General features: G+C 70.6%; 16 protein-coding genes and 2 tRNA genes. 8 read left to right on the top strand and 10 right to left on the bottom strand.

From position 1 onward, the window contains the following. Window positions 1–146 precede the first annotated feature (146 nt). From mdcA to ABS772_RS18045, 7 genes are read left to right on the top strand one after another with little or no spacing between them, the layout of a single operon-like run. Complete coding sequence (gene mdcA, locus ABS772_RS18075) at window positions 147–1793, top strand: malonate decarboxylase subunit alpha (RefSeq protein WP_238256313.1); 1647 nt, start codon at window positions 147–149, stop codon at window positions 1791–1793. Between the two features lie 7 nt (window positions 1794–1800). Continuing rightward, window positions 1801–2109 carry a malonate decarboxylase acyl carrier protein gene (mdcC, locus tag ABS772_RS18070; protein ID WP_350396177.1) on the top strand — a complete coding sequence of 103 codons (309 nt, stop codon included), beginning with the start codon at window positions 1801–1803 and terminating at the stop codon, window positions 2107–2109. A 2-nt stretch (window positions 2110–2111) separates the two neighbouring features. Beyond that, the gene (locus ABS772_RS18065; protein ID WP_350396175.1) at window positions 2112–3044 is read left to right on the top strand and encodes a biotin-independent malonate decarboxylase subunit beta; all 933 of its coding nucleotides are present in this window, start codon (window positions 2112–2114) and stop codon (window positions 3042–3044) included. Then, window positions 3031–3747, top strand: a complete 717-nt coding sequence (mdcE, locus tag ABS772_RS18060) for a biotin-independent malonate decarboxylase subunit gamma (protein ID WP_350396174.1) — start codon at window positions 3031–3033, stop codon at window positions 3745–3747. Before ABS772_RS18065 ends, mdcE begins: the two co-directional genes overlap by 14 nt. Then, window positions 3740–4399 carry a malonate decarboxylase holo-[acyl-carrier-protein] synthase gene (gene mdcG / locus ABS772_RS18055; protein WP_350396172.1) on the top strand — a complete coding sequence of 220 codons (660 nt, stop codon included), beginning with the start codon at window positions 3740–3742 and terminating at the stop codon, window positions 4397–4399. The genes mdcE and mdcG overlap by 8 nt, the downstream gene beginning before the upstream one ends. Further along, window positions 4396–5256, top strand: a complete 861-nt coding sequence (mdcB, locus tag ABS772_RS18050; RefSeq protein ID WP_350396171.1) for a triphosphoribosyl-dephospho-CoA synthase MdcB — start codon at window positions 4396–4398, stop codon at window positions 5254–5256. The genes mdcG and mdcB overlap by 4 nt, the downstream gene beginning before the upstream one ends. Then, complete coding sequence (locus ABS772_RS18045; protein WP_350396170.1) at window positions 5253–6176, top strand: acyltransferase domain-containing protein; 924 nt, start codon at window positions 5253–5255, stop codon at window positions 6174–6176. Before mdcB ends, ABS772_RS18045 begins: the two co-directional genes overlap by 4 nt. 245 nt (window positions 6177–6421) lie before the next feature. On the opposite strand, the gene ABS772_RS18040 is transcribed toward ABS772_RS18045, so the two are convergent. The 10 genes from ABS772_RS18040 to rlmB form a co-directional block, all read right to left on the bottom strand. After that, entirely contained in the window at window positions 6422–7033 is a 612-nt protein-coding gene (locus ABS772_RS18040; RefSeq protein WP_350396169.1) for an SOUL family heme-binding protein, read from the bottom strand. Window positions 7034–7255: 222 nt separating this feature from the next. Beyond that, window positions 7256–7332 (bottom strand) — tRNA-Met (locus tag ABS772_RS18035). A gap of 103 nt (window positions 7333–7435) precedes the next feature. Next, complete coding sequence (gene trpB, locus ABS772_RS18030) at window positions 7436–8677, bottom strand: tryptophan synthase subunit beta (RefSeq protein ID WP_350396168.1); 1242 nt, start codon at window positions 8675–8677, stop codon at window positions 7436–7438. A 142-nt stretch (window positions 8678–8819) separates the two neighbouring features. Beyond that, the gene (locus tag ABS772_RS18025) at window positions 8820–9467 is read right to left on the bottom strand and encodes a phosphoribosylanthranilate isomerase (protein WP_350396166.1); all 648 of its coding nucleotides are present in this window, start codon (window positions 9465–9467) and stop codon (window positions 8820–8822) included. 22 nt (window positions 9468–9489) lie between these two features. Beyond that, on the bottom strand, window positions 9490–9858 hold the full coding sequence (locus tag ABS772_RS18020; protein ID WP_350396165.1) for a LapA family protein: 369 nt from the start codon (window positions 9856–9858) through the stop codon (window positions 9490–9492). 217 nt (window positions 9859–10075) lie between these two features. Then, entirely contained in the window at window positions 10076–10384 is a 309-nt protein-coding gene (gene ihfB / locus ABS772_RS18015) for an integration host factor subunit beta (RefSeq protein ID WP_003600667.1), read from the bottom strand. 46 nt (window positions 10385–10430) lie between these two features. Further along, on the bottom strand, window positions 10431–11399 hold the full coding sequence (sppA, locus tag ABS772_RS18010) for a signal peptide peptidase SppA (RefSeq protein WP_350396164.1): 969 nt from the start codon (window positions 11397–11399) through the stop codon (window positions 10431–10433). A 319-nt stretch (window positions 11400–11718) separates the two neighbouring features. After that, the gene (locus ABS772_RS18005; protein ID WP_350396163.1) at window positions 11719–13002 is read right to left on the bottom strand and encodes a hypothetical protein; all 1284 of its coding nucleotides are present in this window, start codon (window positions 13000–13002) and stop codon (window positions 11719–11721) included. Window positions 13003–13136: 134 nt separating this feature from the next. Continuing rightward, window positions 13137–14849 carry a 30S ribosomal protein S1 gene (gene rpsA, locus ABS772_RS18000; RefSeq protein ID WP_350396162.1) on the bottom strand — a complete coding sequence of 571 codons (1713 nt, stop codon included), beginning with the start codon at window positions 14847–14849 and terminating at the stop codon, window positions 13137–13139. A gap of 366 nt (window positions 14850–15215) precedes the next feature. After that, on the bottom strand, window positions 15216–16025 hold the full coding sequence (gene rlmB / locus ABS772_RS17995) for a 23S rRNA (guanosine(2251)-2'-O)-methyltransferase RlmB (protein WP_350396161.1): 810 nt from the start codon (window positions 16023–16025) through the stop codon (window positions 15216–15218). 144 nt (window positions 16026–16169) lie between these two features. Here rlmB and ABS772_RS17990 point away from each other — a divergent pair. Next, window positions 16170–16244, top strand: a tRNA-Glu gene (locus ABS772_RS17990). Window positions 16245–16524: the final 280 nt, after the last annotated feature.

Raw genomic sequence — 16524 nt, 5'->3', positions numbered from 1 at the left:
GTTCTTGTTGACTTATCGTATGCAATATATTGACTTCGACGCAAGTCAGAATACAAGAGGGGCATCGGAACGCCGCAGGACATACGGCGCGGTTCATGAGGGCCGCCGGCGTATGCGCAGCGAGGCCACCATAGGGAGCGGACCGGATGAGCGGCTGGCGTCGGGAGCGGGAAGCCCGCGATGCGCGGATCGAGGCGGGCCGGACCCATGCCGCGGGAAAGGTCGTGGCGGCGTCCGCGGTGGTCGATCTCCTGGAGGCGATCCTTCGGCCCGGCGACCGGGTCTGCCTGGAGGGCGATAACCAGAAGCAGGCCGATTGCCTCGCGCGGGCGCTGAGCCAGTGCGATCCGGCCCGCGTGCACGACCTGCACATGGTCCAGTCCGGCATCGTGCTTCCCGAACATCTCGACATCTTCGAGCAGGGGATCGCGAAGCGGCTCGACTATTCCTATTCCGGACCGCAGGGCGGGCGCATCGCCCGGATGCTCTACGGCGGGCAGATCGAGCTCGGGGCGGTGCACACCTATCTCGAGCTGTTCGCCCGCTACTTCGTCGATCTCACCCCGAACGTGGCGCTGATCGCGGGCGTCTCGGCCGATAGGGACGGCAATCTCTATACGGGGCCGAACACCGAGGACACGCCGACGGTGGTGGAGGCCACCGCCTTCAAGAACGGCGTCGTGGTGGCGCAGGTCAACGAGATCGTCGAGCGCGTGCCCCGCGTCGACATCCCCGGCGACCGGATCGACTTCGTGGTCGAGGCCGACAAGCCGTTCTACGTCGAGCCGCTCTTCACCCGCGACCCGGCGGCGATGACCGAGACGCAGATCCTGATGGCCATGATGGCGATCAAGGGGATCTACGCCGAGTACGGCATCCGCCGACTCAACCACGGCATCGGCTTCGGCACGGCGGCGATCGAGCTGCTGCTGCCGACCTACGCCGAGCGCCTCGGCTTGAAGGGCGAGATCGCCACCCACTGGGCGCTCAACCCGCACCCGACCCTGATCCCGGCGATCGAGTCGGGCTGGGTGAAGCAGGTCCACTGCTTCGGCTCGGAAGTCGGCATGGACCGCTACATCCGCGAGCGCTCCGACATCTTCTTCACCGGCGCCGACGGGTCGCTGCGCTCGAACCGCGCCTTCTGCCAGACGGCCGGGCTCTACGCCTGCGACCTGTTCATCGGCTCGACCCTGCAGATCGACCTCGCCGGCCATTCCTCGACGGTGACGCAGAACCGCGTGGCGGGCTTCGGCGGCGCGCCCAACATGGGCTCGGACCCGCACGGGCGGCGCCACCCCTCCGATACTTGGATGAAGGCAGGGCGCGAGGCCCAGATCACCGGCGATCCCGCCCTGATGCGCGGGCGCAAGCTCGTGGTGCAGATCGTCGAGACCTTCGGCGAAGGTCTAGCGCCCGCCTTCGTCGAGCGGCTCGACGCGCTCGAACTGGCGAAGAAGATCGGCTTGGAACTCGCCCCGGTGATGGTCTACGCCGACGACGTCACCCACATCGTCACCGAGGAAGGCATCGCCAACCTCCTGCTCTGCCGCACCGCCGACGAGCGCGAGCAGGCGATCCGGGGCGTTGCCGGCTACACCGAGATCGGCCGCGGGCGCGACCGGGCCATGGTCGAGCGGTTGCGCGAGCGCGGCATCGTGCGCCGCCCGGAGGATCTCGGCATCGAGCCCCTCGACGCGGACCGCTCCCTCCTCGCGGCGAAGTCGATCAAGGATCTCGTGCACTGGTCGGGCGGGCTCTACGAGCCGCCGGCGAAGTTCCGGAACTGGTGAGGCCGCGATGGAAAAGCTCAGCTTCCGACACACGACGCAGAAGGCCCTGCCTGGCACGAAGGCGCAGGCCATCACCGGCGTCGTCGCCTCCGGCAACCTCGAAGTGCTGCTGGAGCGCGCGCTCGCCCCGACCGAGTGCACGGTCGAGATCGAGACGCCGATCCGCGGCTACGGCGATGTCTGGGCGGCGGTCGTCGCCGACTTCGTCGCCCGCGCCCAGCCGGGGGGCCTGCGCATCACCGTCAACGACGGCGGCGCACGCCCCGACACCGTGTCCCTGCGCCTGCTCCAGGGCGCCCGGCTGATGGAGGTCTGAAGATGAGCGAACGGATCATCGACCCCGCCGCCAAGGGCTGGGCCACGAGCTGGTACGAGGCCAGCGCCCGCGCCCGCATCGACGGCCTCCTCGATGACGGGTCGTTCCAAGAAATCATCGGCCCCGAGCAGCGCCGGATGAGCCCGCACCTGCCGCTGTTCGACCTGCCGCGCGCCTTCGACGACGGCATGATCGTCGGCTCGGGCCGCCTCGACGGCAGACCCGTCCTCCTCGCCGCGCAGGAGGGCCGCTTCATGGGCGGCGCCTTCGGGGAGGTGCACGGCGCCAAGCTCGTCGGCCTGCTGCGCGCCGCCCTGGCGCTGAAGCCCGCGGCGGTGCTGATCCTGTTCGACACCGGCGGCGTGCGGCTCCAAGAGGCCAATGCCGGCGAGACCGCCATCGCCGAGGTGATGCGCGCCATCGCGCAGGTCCGCGCGGCCGGCGTGCCGGTGATCGGCCTGATCGGCGGCCGGGCCGGCGCCTATGGCGGCGGCGGGCTGATCGCGGGCACCTGCTCGCGGCTCGTCGTCTCCGAGGGCGGGCGCATCTCCGTCTCGGGGCCGGAGGTGATCGAGACCAACAAGGGGGCGGAGGAATTCGACTCCCGCGACCGCGCCCTGGTCTGGCGCACCATGGGCGGCAAGCACCGCCGGCTGACGGGCGGCGCCGACGCCTTTGCCGACGACACGGTCGCCGCCTTCCGGCAGGCGGCGCTCGACCTGATCGGCCGCGCCCCGGCCTTCGATCTCGCCACTCTGGAGGCGGAGCAGGCGCGGCTTGAGGAGCGGCTCACCCGCTTCGGCGATTGCCGCGACGCCACCGAGATCTGGGCGCGCCTCGGGGTGAACGACCCGGAGACGGTGCCGGCCCTCGCGACCGCCGATTTCGACGCCCTGCTCGCCGGCCTTGGAGAGACGACCCATGACGCTCGCTGAGATCCTGGCCTCGGTCTTTCCCGAGGGCCATTCCGTCGCGGTCGAGGACGGGCTCGTCGGCGGCGAGGGTCCGTTCCGGGGCGGCCGGCTCGCGGTGATCGGCATCGACGGCGACACGGCGCTCGGCGTCGACGGCGCCTGCCGGCTCTCGCGCCACGTCCTCGACGTGGTGCGCCGGGGCGGCGGCACGCCGATCCTCGTCGTGATCGATTCCGACAGCCAGCGGATGAGCCGGCGCGACGAGTTGCTTGGCCTCAACGAGTATCTCGCCCACCTCGCCAAGACGCTGCTGCTCGCCGATGCCCAGGGCCACCCGACCGTCGGGCTGATCTACGGCCACTCGGCCGCGGGCGCCTTCATCGCCACGGCGCTGGCGACCCGCGTCCTCGTCGGCCTGCCGGGGGCGAATCCGAGCGTGATGGACCTGCCGTCCGTCGCGCGCGTGACGAAGCTGCCCCTCGACCGGCTTGAGGCCATGGCCAAGGACACGCCGGTCTTCGCGCCGGGCCTCGACAACATGGTGCGCACCGGCGCGGTGCAGGCGGTACTCGATCCGAACCGGCCTCTGGCGGAGCAGATCGCCTCCGTGATCGACGCCATGCCCGCTGAGGATGTCCGCGACCGCGCCGGGCGCGAGCGCGGCGGGCGCCCGGTGGCGGAGGAGATCGCCGCGCAGGTGGTGCGGGACGCCGCGCTTGGCTGAAGCGTACCGGCGCCACGACCTTCTCGACGTCGAGCCGCGGGCCTGGGCGACGGCACTCGCCGGCCGATCGGACCTCGCGGGAGTGCCCCACGTCGCGGCCTGGATCGAAGCCGGGCGGCCGGTCATCCTGCGCCGCTCGCATCCGGGGGAGGATACGGCGCTCGTCCCGGTCGGCCTGCCGCTGCCGCCGCGGGACGGCAAGCGCCGCATCGGCCTCGCCCTGCCGCCGAACGCAGTCCGCCCGCGCCCTCCCGTTCTCCTCGCCGAGGCGCGCGGTGCCTGGCCGGTCTCCTGGGCCGCGACGCTCGATGCAATCATCGCCCTCGGTGAGCGCCGAAACCTGTCGCCGCGCCCGTTCGGGAGCCTTCTCTGGCAAAGCCTGACCGGCCTGCCCTACCTGTCGGAGCGGTCGGATCTCGACCTGCTCTGGCCGGTCGCCGACGCGATCCCGCCCAGCCTCCTCGACGGTCTCGCCGCCATCGAGGCGAGCTCGCCCATGCGACTCGACGGCGAGATCGTGTTCGCCGACGGCGGCGGCGTGAACTGGCGCGAACTGCACGCCGCGGCGCCCGGAGAGACGGTTCTGGTCAAGCATCGCGACCGCCTCGCCCTGCGCGAGGCCGGCGCCCTTCGCGCGGGAGTTTTGGCATGATTCCGCTCGCAGCAAGCCGGTCGCTCGCCGAGGAGGCCATTGATCGGTCGTGGGTCGAGGCGATCGCGCGGACGGCCGCTCGCGCCCTCCGGCTCGAACTCGAAACCTACCCGAAACCGGGCCTCGTCAGCCACGTCGATCCCGGCAGCCACGCCGACATGGACGCGGGCACCTTCCGCGCGAGCACCGCGGCGATCGCGCCCTTCTTCCGCGACCTCGCCCGCGCCGGCGCGGCGGGCGCGCCAATGCCGGCGCTGCGCCGTATCGGCCTCGAGGCGGAGGCGGCGATGCGGGTGGCCACCGGCGGCGTGAACACGCATCGCGGCGCCATCTTCGGCCTCGGCTTGCTCTGCGCCGCGGCCGGTGCCCTGCCGCGCCCGGCTGCCGGGGCGCTCGGCGCCCTCGTGCGCGAGCGCTACGGCGCGGCGATCCTCGACGGTCCGGTGCTGCTCCACGCCCCCGGCGCGCGGGCTCGCCGCCGGCACGGCGTCGGTGGTGCACCGGCCGAGGCCGCCGCCGGGTTTCCGAGCCTCTACCGGGTCGGCTTGCCGGCCCTGCAGCGGGGCCGGCGGATGCATCCCGGCGACGAGGAGGCGGCGCGGGTCGAGGCTTGTCTCGCCCTGATCGCGCATGTCGAGGACACGAACCTCCTGCATCGGGGCGGTCCGGACGGGTTCGCCTTCGCGCGGGACGAGGCCGCGCGGTTCATCGCCGAGGGCGGCGTGGCGCAAGCCGGCTGGCGGAGGCGCGCGGAGGCGCTGCACCGCGCCTTCGTCGCCCGGAACCTCAGCCCCGGCGGCGCCGCCGACCTGCTCGCCATGACGCTGTTCGTCGACGCGATCGAGGCGCGCCCGTGACCCTCGCCGTTCTCCTCTCCGGCCAGGGCGGCCAGCATCCGGGGATGTTCGATCTCACCGCCGACTGGCCGGCCGCGGCGCCGGTCTTCGCGGCGGCGGAGCGCGTCCTCGGCCGCGACCCGCGGGATTTCGTGCGCGCTCCCGGCGCGGACCTGCACGGCAACCGCACCGGGCAGATCCTCTGCTGCGCCGCCGCGCTGGCGGGTTGGACCCTCGTCGAGGCGGCGCGCCCCGCCCGCGCGATCGTCGCCGGCTACAGTATCGGCGATCTCGCGGCCTGGGGCTGCGCCGGGCGCTTCGACGCGGAGGCGATCCTGCGCCTCGCGGCGATCCGTGCCGAGGCGATGGATGCGGCCAGCGGCGAGGGCTTCGCGCTCGCCGGCATCCGGGGGCTGCGCCTCGCGGAGATCGAGATCATGGCCGGGCGTCATGGCTGCCACCTCGCGATCCGCAACGGGGCCGACAGCGCCGTCGTCGGCGGCGCGCGCGCCGACCTCGAGGAGCTTTGCTCGGCGGCGCGTGCGGCCGGGGCGCAGCGGGCCGTGCTCCTCTCGGTGCGGACGCCCTCGCACACGCCGCTGTTGCGCGAAGCGAGCCGGCGCTTCGCGGAGGCCCTGGCCGCTGAGAGCCCGCGGCGCCCGTCGGCAGGAGCTCCCAGGCTGATCAGCGGCCTCGACGGCGCCGTCGTGTTCGATGTTCGGTCCGGATTGTCGAAGCTCGCGGGTCAGATCTCTCAGACGATCGACTGGGCCGCCTGCCTGGTGGCCTGCCGCGAGTACGGCTGCGACACCGTTCTGGAACTCGGCCCCGGCCACGCCCTCGCGACCATGGCCCGCGACGCGATCCCGGCTTCACGGGTTCACGCCCTCGAAGAATTCCGCTCCGCCGCGGGTGCCGTGGATTGGATCAGAGGGCGCTGAGAAGCCGATCCGGCGACGATCGCCGTTCGCTCGGTCACTTCGCCACCCACGTCATCGCGAGGCGAAGCCGTGGCGATCCAGGGCGCGACCTTTCCGGATAGGGCGCGCTCTGGATCGCTTCGCAGCCGCTCGCGATGACGGGATGGGCAATGACCGAGGTGATCAACCGGTAACCGTGGGACAGCGGCTGTGCGGCCGCTCCGATCCAGCCGTGGGCGACAGGTCGGACGAAAAACCTCTACGGGTCACGTCTTCGCGGACGGGAGCCGCACGGCGACTTCGTTTCTCCGCAGGAAGGGGATCGAGAAGGGCGGATCGTAGCCCATGAAGAAGGGCAGCCCCTCCGGCTTCCGTCCGGCTCTCTCCAGCACCTCGGCGAGACGGCGGGATTGCGCATCACGCGCTTCGGGCGTCGCGCTGCCGGAGAAGCGCAGCACGGCCAGCCGTTCCGGCGGAATCCGCACTAGCCGGACGCCGGCTTCGGTCGGCTCGGGCGCCCCGGCCTCGGCGACCGTACGGGGCAGGTAGAACCGCATCGTGCCCGCCGCACCCTGCTCGACCGGGACGGTCATCGCGATCAGACGGCCGCCGGACTCGACCGGCGCCGTCATCGCGATGCGGGCTTCGCCGCCGTTCGCGCCGGTGATGTAGCGGAACAAGCGCCCGAAAGCCTCGCCGTCCTGCTGGCCCCTGGCGTCCGTCTCGACCGCCACGCGCGCGTCGTAGGCCCGGATCTCGACTCCGCGGTCGAGCCGTTCGACCACCGCGTAGCGCGGCTCCTCGTAGGCTGCGCGGATGCCGACGACCGACAAGGCGGATTCGAGCAGCGTGACGAGGTAGTAGAGGAACTTGTCCATCGGGGGCGAGATCCGCGACGAAGGTCGAGGAACAAGGCCGATCCACGAGAGCGGTTCCGTTGGCCGCGTTCGCGAGCCCGTCGATGCGCTGGACGCCGCGCAGGGTGTGCCGGCCGAGCAGACGGAGCCGTCGGCGGTCGCAGACCGATCAGCCCGAAAACGAAAAGCCCCGGACGGCAGGTCCAGGGCTCGGTCTCAGTGCCTGTGAAGGCTGAAGGATGGTGGTAGCGAGGGAGGGATTTGAACCCCCGACACAAGGATTATGATTCCTCTGCTCTAACCAGCTGAGCTACCCCGCCACAGGGGCGGACGGCGCCGAGGCGTCGTCCGGTGGGCGCGGTATATGGAGAAGCGCGTGGCGGTGTCAACGGTCTGTTGCGAACCGCGCGGCCGTTCTCCCGCTCAGAGCGTCTGGCCGAAGATCTGGGCCACCTGCGGGATGTCCTTGTCGCCGCGTCCGGACAGGTTCATCACCATCAGGTGCTCGGCCGGCTTGGCGGGGGCGAGTTCCAGCACCTTCGACAGCGCGTGGGCCGGTTCGAGCGCCGGGATGATGCCCTCCAGCATCGAGCAGAGCTTGAACGCCTCCAGGGTCTCGGCGTCGGTCGCGGACAGGTAGGTGACGCGGCCCATCTCGTGCAGCCACGCGTGCTCGGGACCGATGCCGGGATAGTCGAGGCCGGCCGAGATCGAGTGCGCGTCGGCGATCTGTCCGTCCTCGTTCATCAGGAGGTAGGTGCGGTTGCCGTGCAGCACGCCCGGGCGACCGCCGGTGAGCGAGGCGGCGTGGAGGCCGCTCTGCACGCCGTGGCCGGCCGCCTCGACGCCGTAGATCTCGACCTCGCGGTCGTCGAGGAAGGGGTGGAACAGGCCCATGGCGTTCGAGCCGCCGCCGATGCAGGCGACGAGCGAGTCCGGCAGGCGACCCTCCAACTCCTGCATCTGGCGCTTCGTCTCGATGCCGATGACGGACTGGAAGTCGCGCACCATCGCCGGATAGGGATGGGGGCCGGCCACGGTGCCGATGCAGTAGAAGGTGTCGGCGACGTTCGTGACCCAGTCGCGCAGGGCCTCGTTCATCGCATCCTTGAGGGTGCGCGTGCCCGATTGCACCGGCACCACCTCGGCGCCCAGCATCTTCATGCGGAACACGTTGGGCGCCTGCCGCTCGACGTCGACGGCGCCCATGTAGACGACGCATTTGAGGCCGAACCGCGCGCAGAGCGTCGCCGTGGCGACCCCGTGCTGACCGGCACCCGTCTCGGCGATAATCCGCGGCTTGCCCATCCGGCGGGCGAGCAGGATTTGGCCGAGCACGTTGTTCACCTTGTGCGAGCCGGTGTGGTTCAGTTCCTCGCGCTTGAAGTAGATCTTCGCGCCCTGCCCCGCCGGAGCCTTCGCGCGCAGGTGCTCGGTCAGGCGCTCCGCGTAGTAGAGCGGGCTCGGCCGGCCGATATAGTGGGTGCCGTAGGACTCCATATCCGCCTTGAACGACGGGTCGGCCTTGGCGTCGGCGTAGGCCTTCTCGAGGTCGAGGATCAGCGGCATCAGCGTCTCGGCCACGAAACGGCCGCCGAAGATGCCGAAGCGGCCGCGCTCGTCCGGCCCGGTGCGGAAGGAATTGGGAGCGGGGTTCAGCGTCACGGGGACGGTCCTTCGCGAGAAACAGGGTTCTGCTCGCGTGCTAGACCCATGGGGCGACGGCCGCAATGCGGCACAGCCGGACAAACGCGCCGGAACGACAGCCTGACGGCCACGGCGGGAAGACGGGCCTGGGGCCCGGCGGTCAGGCCCGGCGGCGCGCGGCGGCGACGAAGGCCGCGATCCTGACCGGATCCTTCTCACCCGGGCGGAGCTCGACCCCCGACGAGACGTCGACCGCGGAAAGGCCCGTGCGGGCCAGCGCCAGCCCGACATTGCCGGCGTCGAGGCCGCCCGACAGCATCGTGCCGGCGGGCAGAACGGCGTCTCTCAGGATGTCCCAGTCGAAGCTGCGCCCGTTGCCGCCGGGAAGGTCGGCGCCGGGCGGCGGCTTGGCGTCCAGCAGGAGCCGGTCGGCCACGGAGGCGTAGTCCGGGAGCACCGCGAGATCACCCGCGGTGGCGATGCCGACGGCCTTCATGACGGGCCGCCCGGTCCGGGCGCGGATCTCCGCGAGGCGCTGCGGGCTCTCCTTGCCGTGAAGCTGGATCAGGTCGGGATCGAGGGCGTCGATGGCGGCCGCGAGGAGGGCGTCGTCCGGATCGACCAGCAGGACGACGCGCTCCGCCCTCCCCCGTGCCCGCCGCGCGAGATCACGCCCCTGCTCCAGGGTGACGTGGCGCGGACTCCTGGGGAAATGGACGAAGCCGACGAGGTCGGCGCCCGCTTCGAGCGCCGCGTCGAGCGTCGCCTCCGTGCCGAGGCCGCAGATCTTGACGCATACCTCGGACATCGGGGGTGGAACGCTCCGCGTTTCAGCGCGCCGCGGCCGGGGCCGGCAGCGCCGTGTGGGTGCCGGCTCGGCCGTAGGACGGCTCGACGCCCGGCGCGCCGAACGTCTTCAGCTCCGCCGCCTCCTTGGCGAAGCGTTCGGCCTCGCGGCGGTGATGGCGCGCGCGCTGGCGGGTTCCGCTCTGTCCGAGCCAGCTGCCGATGCCGCCGACGAGGACGCCGAGGGCCACGGCGCCGAACAGCACGGCGTAGAGCGGCAGGACGAGGCTGAACACCGGCTCCGGCGAGAACGGATCGAAGGAGAGCGTCACGGGCTCGCGGTTGGCGACCGCGAGCAGAACGACCACCACCGCGATCGGCAGCAGAACCAGCGCCTTCAGAAAACGGATCATGCAACGGGTCTCCGACGGACGGCAGGAGCCTTCAGCCGACCCCGCCCGGATGCCGCGATCGGCGATCGAGCGGGAGCGTTTGCGGCTCCGACCGCAGAACTAGCGCGCGCGTCACCGATGGGGATGGCGGATCGGCGCGAGGGGTGCATCGAAACGGGATTCGGGGCCGCCCCGGGCCCGACGCGGCCACCGGGAGGTGGGTTCGGGTCGCGGCGGATCAAGCGCTCGGCTGCTCGTCGCCGATGCCGGCCCGGTTGAGACGCAGGCGCATCTCCTTGCCGGTCTTGAAGACCGGGATCGCCTTCTCCGACACCGCCACGGACTCGCCGGTGCGGGGGTTGCGACCGCGCCGGGCCTCGCGGCGCTTGACCGAGAAGGCGCCGAAGCCGCGCAACTCCACCCGATCGCCCTGGGCGAGGGCGTCGGCGATGGTGTCGAGGATCGCGTTGACGAGGGTCTCGACGTCGCGCTGGTAGAGATGGGGGTTCTGCTCAGCAATCTTGAGCACGAGTTCCGACTTGATCATGCGGCTCTCTTCCGGATGGGGGGCGGGCGCGAGATGGCGCGAAACCTCAGGGAGCCGGACGCCAGACGGCCAGGAGCCCGCCATGGGCAACGCCCGCGGCCTCGTCCTCGACCGCGCGGAGGCGGGTGGCGAGCCCGTCGAGGCCGAGCAGGTCGGCCCCGACCCCGAGCGCCGACCAGAGCTTGAACCCGCCCTCGGCCTTCGGCTTCCAATCCTTCACCGGGAGGTTCGGGGAGACCTTCTTCTCATTCTCGAGCCACGCCACGGCCTGGCGCTCGCCGCCGAGCTCATCGACCAGCTTGAGCGGCAGGCTCTGGCGCCCGCTGAAGACGCGCCCGTCCGCGACCGCCGAGAGCTGGCTCTCGTTCATGCCGCGACGCTCGGCCACCAAGCCCTTGAACCAGCCGTAGGTGTCGAGGACGATCGAGGACAGGGCGGCGCGGGCCTCCGGGGAGGTCGGGCTGAAGCCCGAAGGCTCCGCCTTCAGCGGCGAGGATTTGACGGACTCGACCTTCACGCCGACCTTGTCGAGCAGGCCGGACACGTCCGGATACTGGAACAGCACGCCGATCGAGCCGACCAGCGCGGTCTCGCGGGCGACGATGTGGTCGGCGGCGATGGCGGTGATGTAGGCGCCCGAGGCGGCCGTCCCGTCGACGAACGCGACCATCGGCTTCTTCGCCGCCAGCGCGCGCAGGTTGCGGTAGAGCTCCTCCGAGCCGGTCGTCGTGCCGCCGGGCGAGGAGATCGAGATCACCACGCCCTCGACCGCGTCCGACTTGCCGACCCGCTCGATCAGCTTCTTGGTCGATTCGCTGCCGGCGATGAAGCCGCCGATCGAGATCCGGGCGATCTGTTTCTCCGTGGCCGGGAAGAAGCGGCCGTCGCCGACCCGCGCGCGGTAGCCCAGAGCACCCACGGCGATGATGGCGGCACCGATGCCGAGCACGCGCCACAGCGTCAGCTTGCGGCGCAGACGGCGGCGGTCGATGAGAAACTCGGCGTCTGCGGCCATCCGACGATGTACTCCTCTCCAAGCGGCGCTGCGCGACCGTTGTTCTGTTGGGATCGTACACGCCGCGCCCTGCCCGAACGCGGTCCTGCCTGATCCGTGGACCGGCCCGCCTCGCCGAGACGGGTTGATCCCGCAAACTGTTCCGGTGCCGATCCGGATGCCGGCCAAGTCCTTGATGGGCTTGGATTCGAGCAGGACTGCCGAGTCGGGGACCGTGTTTAACGCTGCCCGAGGCAAGCGGGCAAGAGCCTGTTCCGTTCCCGCCCGTACAACCCGCGGCGGTCGTCGCCGAAAGCGCTGTCCCCAGGACGCGGCCGGTTCAGCGCCGAGCGTAGAGTTCCTCGACGTAGCCGTCGCGCATCCAGAACAGATTCCGGCTCACTCTCCGATAGCCGCCGTCCCGCGCGACGAGATCGGGAACGACGCCCTGCCGGAACTCGCCGGTGTTCGGTGCCGCCGCCTCCTGATTGATCGAGTAGAACAGCGGGGCGATGGTGCGAATACGCGCGATGTACATGGCCGCCGTTTCCGGGGGCATTTCGGGAATGGAATCCTGGTTGATGGCCAGGTCGTAGCGCTCGTCCCGCTCGATCTCCCACCACGGCAGGACCCGGATCGCGGCCTCGGGCTCGCCGGCCAGGGACACGTCGAGGCCGGCCTTCAGCAGGAACCAGCCCTGGAGGACGTTGGTGAAGGGCAGATCGAGGATCGTGTAGTGCCGGCCGGCCCGCCGCAGGAACCAAGCGAGGCCGCCAAAGCCGCCGCCGATCTCGACGACGCGGTCGAGGCGGCCGAGCTGTCCGATCCGCCAGGCGGCATAGGCGTGGCTGAAGGCGTGCTCGGGCAGGATGCCGGCGCCGTAGCGCACGCCGAACGGCGCGCCGACATCGGGAAAGGCCAGGGGAAAGCCGAGTTCGGCTTCGAGGCGCGCCGGCTCCGCGTGCCGATCGAGAGAGCCGGCCAGCGGCGCGGCGAAGTCGCCCTGCTCTGGCGAGCGGACCTGGGCGAGGCCGAGGGCCTCGGAAAGCCGCAGGAGCCGGTCGCACCAGCTCGCGGCGAAGGGCACCGGAGCGTGACGGGCGAGGGTCGCCATCGTGCGCCCCATGGCGATGCCGTGCGCGAGGTGCGACTGGAACAGGTTGTTCAGCAGGCCGGCGAGCACCGCGGCGTCGCCGTCCCGCAGGGCGCCGTGGAAGGCGGGAAAACCCTGCGTCCGCGCCGCCCACATGCCCTCGCTGTCCGCCTGGACGGGCGAGCGTCCGGCGCCGGAGCGCCACGCGGCGATGAGCCGGCGCGCGATGGCCTCGTCTTCCGGGCCGGGGCGGGGCTGGGCGAAGGCGATCGCCGGAAGATCCGGCCAGGCGCGGTAGGGATAGCGGTAGGTCCACGGCCCAGCTAGGCCGCCGCCGAGTTCGGCCCGCACGGACGGCGCGCGAAACGGCCGGCCCTCGCGATGACCGAAGACGCGGTAATGCTCTTCCGGCGAAGCGATGAGGCCGGCCTCGACCGCCATCGCCACGTCGGCGTTCAGATCGAGGTAGAGCTCGGGATCGAAATCGGGTGGGAGCGGGTCGGGACGCCGTCCATTGGGCTTCCCCCTCAACCATCTCAGGCCGGCGCCTAAGCTCGGGAGGCGGTCTGCCATCGCGCTCGCCTCGGGACGCTTCGAAAACGGGACCAAAACAAGTTCGGGGCCGGCAGAGCCAGCCCCGAGACGTCGTCGGACAACGGCGAGGCTTACTCCTCGTCGCCGCCCTTCTTCTTGTTGAAGGCGGCACCCAGGATGTCGCCGAGCGAGGCACCCGAGTCGGCCGAGCCGAACTGGGCCATCGCCTCCTTCTCCTCGGCGACTTCCAGCGCCTTGATCGAGACCTGCACGCGGCGGGCCTTGCGGTCGAACTGGATGACGCGGGCGTCGAACTTCTCGCCGGCGGCGAACCGTTCGGGACGCTGGTCGCCGCGGTCACGGGCGAGCTCGGCGCGGCGGATGAAGGTCTGCATGTCGGTGTCGACGAGCTTCACCTCCAGGCCGGAATCCTTCACCTCGACGACCTCGCAGGTCACGACCTGACCCTTCTTGATCTCGCCGGCTTCCGCGAAGGGATCGCCGCCGAGCTGCTTCACGCCGAGCGAGATGCGCTCCTTCTCGACGTCGACGTCGAGAACCTGGGCGCGCACCATGTCGCCCTTCTTGAACTCCTCGATGACCTGCTCGCCGGGACGGTTCCAGTCGAGATCCGACAGGTGGACCATGCCGTCGACGTCGCCTTCGAGGCCGATGAACAGGCCGAACTCGGTTTTGTTCTTGACCTCGCCCTCGACCTCGGACCCGACCGGGTGCTTCTCGGCGAAGGCTTCCCACGGGTTCTGCAGGGTCTGCTTGAGGCCGAGCGAGATGCGGCGCTTGACCGAGTCGACCTCGAGAATCTGCACCTCGACCTCCTGGGAGGTGGAGACGATCTTGCCCGGATGGACGTTCTTCTTGGTCCAGCTCATCTCGGAGACGTGGATCAGGCCCTCGATCCCCGGCTCCAGCTCCACGAAGGCGCCGTAGTCGGTGATGTTGGTCACGCGGCCCTTGAGCTTGGCGCCCTCCGGGTAGCGGGCGGCGATGCCCTCCCACGGATCGGCGAGGAGCTGCTTGATGCCGAGCGAGATGCGGTGCGTCTCGTGGTTGATCTTGATGATCTTGACCTTCACCGTCTGGCCGATGGTCACGACCTCGGACGGGTGGTTCACGCGGCGCCACGCCATGTCGGTGACGTGCAGCAGGCCGTCGATGCCGCCGAGATCGACGAAGGCGCCGTACTCGGTGATGTTCTTGACGACGCCGTCGATGACCTGACCTTCCTCGAGGTTGGCCACCAGCTCCGAGCGCTGCTCGGCGCGGCTCTCTTCGAGCACGGTACGGCGCGACACGACGATGTTGCCGCGGCGGCGATCCATCTTGAGGATCTGGAAGGGCTGCGGCGTGCCGAGCAGCGGGGTCACGTCGCGCACCGGGCGGATATCGACCTGGGAGCGCGGCAGGAACGCCACGGCGCCGTCGAGATCGACGGTGTAGCCGCCCTTGACCTGGTTGAAGATCGTGCCGGTGACGCGCTCGTTGGCTTCAAAAGCCTTCTCGAGCTTGACCCAGCTCTCCTCGCGGCGCGCCTTGTCGCGCGAGATGACGGCCTCGCCCAGCGCGTTCTCGATGCGGTCGACGTAGACTTCGACCTCATCGCCGACCTTGAGCTCGCCCTCGCGGCCCGGGCCGGTGAATTCCTTGAGGGGGACGCGCCCCTCGGTCTTGGCACCGATATCGATGACGGCGACATCCTTCTCGATGCCGACGACGGTGCCCTTGACGACCGAACCTTCGGTGATCTCGTGCTGGAGGAAGGATTCCTCGAGCAGGGCCGCGAAATCTTCGCGGGCCGAAGAGCTTGCGTTCAGACCAGCAGACATTCTTTCTCCTGAATGGCCTCATCGCGTGAGGCCGGCGTCGGCGGCTCGTGTTGCGGAATACCCCCGTCACCGCCGCCCGCCGGATGGACGATCCGGTCGGGCTCGCCTCCTCTCGGAGGGCCGACGCATGCTCAAAGCGATGGTCGAGGGCCGAGTCCCTTAGCGGCGCGACCGCCGGGCGTGAGCGCCCGGATCCTGACGGTACCGATGAGGAAATCGGTGCGAGCGATACCGGATCCGCGTCGCCGACGCAACGTCTCGTGCCGCCTCGTCATCGACGAGCCGGCCGACCCTCGCGCCAGAGGGGCAAGACCGATCGTGCCGGGGCGCTGCTTAGGCGCCGTCTCAGAGCGGACGATCCGGCCCTCAGCCCGTCGTGCCGGCGGTGCGGGTCAGGGCGTAGAGCGTGATCGCCGCCGCGTTCGACACGTTGAGGCTGCGGATCGCGCCCGTCGCGTCGATGCGCACGAGCAGGTCGCAGCACTCGGTCGTGCGCTGGCGCAGGCCCTTGCCCTCGGCGCCGAGCACGAGCACGGCCGGACGGCGCGGGCCGACGGCATCGAGCGAGGTTCCGGCGTCGGAGTCGAGGCCGATCCGGGTGAAGCCCCGCTCGCCGAGGGTGATCAGCGCCTCCGCAAGGTTGCGCACGATCACCAGCGGCACGTGTTCGAGGCCGCCCGAGGCGGATTTCGCCAGCACGCCGGTGGCATTGGGCGAGTGGCGCGCGGTGGTGACGATCGCGGTGACCCCGAAGGCGGCCGCCGTGCGGACGATGGCGCCGACATTGTGCGGGTCGGTGATCTGATCGAGGGCGAGCAGCAGCGCGTCGTCCGGCATCGCATCGAGGTCGGGCGCGGCCAGCGGCTCGGCCTCCGCGTAGAGGCCCTGATGCACGGCGTCCGGGCCGAGCAGCCGGTCGATGGCGCTCGGCCGGACGATCTCCGGCTCGACCGGCAGAGCGATCCCGGCCTCGTTCAGGCGGGCCAGGGCGTTCTCGGTGGCGAGCAGCCGGTGGAACTGGCGGCCGGCATTCGCCAGCGCCTGCGACACGGGGTGCCAGCCGTAGAGCACGACGTGGTCCCTCCCCTCGCGGGCCGTCGGTCCGGGCGGCTGCTGCGTTCGCGGGCGGGGCCGGAAGCCGTAGGGCTTGGCCGGACGGTCGCGCGGCGGGGTCATGGCGGGTCTTTCAGGCAGGGATGACGACGGCGTCTCGAACGCCCGAGAAACCGATGGGACCGCTCCGCGTCAAGCGGCGGAAACCTTCGGCAAGGCCGTTGCCGTCGGAAGCGATCCCGACTATAGACCGGGCGCCGTCGGACAGCGCCCTTCGTCTATCGGTTAGGACGTCAGCCTTTCACGCTGAAAAGGCGGGTTCGATTCCCGCAGGGCGCGCCATCAGCCTCTCATGCTGATGATGCGGATAAGTCCCGCCACATCTCAACACCTTGGTCTGCCGCCGATCCTCGCGCATTCGGTGGTGCAAAAGCCCGCGGCGCTCGTATCGTACGGCAGCGACACCGCACCGATCACCTCCGCCGGGTCGTCCCGTCTTCGCGCGAGCCCAACGTGTTGGACCGCTTGGGGTTTACCCAAACGGTCCTCGACGCGGGGCTCGCTGCTTTCGATGCCTCGATCCGCGGTCACTGTCGTGACCGGGAGCGTGCCTTCAAATATC

The organism is Methylorubrum podarium, assembly GCF_040270385.1.
In the GTDB taxonomy this organism is placed as follows: Bacteria; Pseudomonadota; Alphaproteobacteria; order Rhizobiales; family Beijerinckiaceae; genus Methylobacterium; species Methylobacterium podarium.
This window is presented reverse-complemented; position numbering and strand designations above follow the sequence as displayed.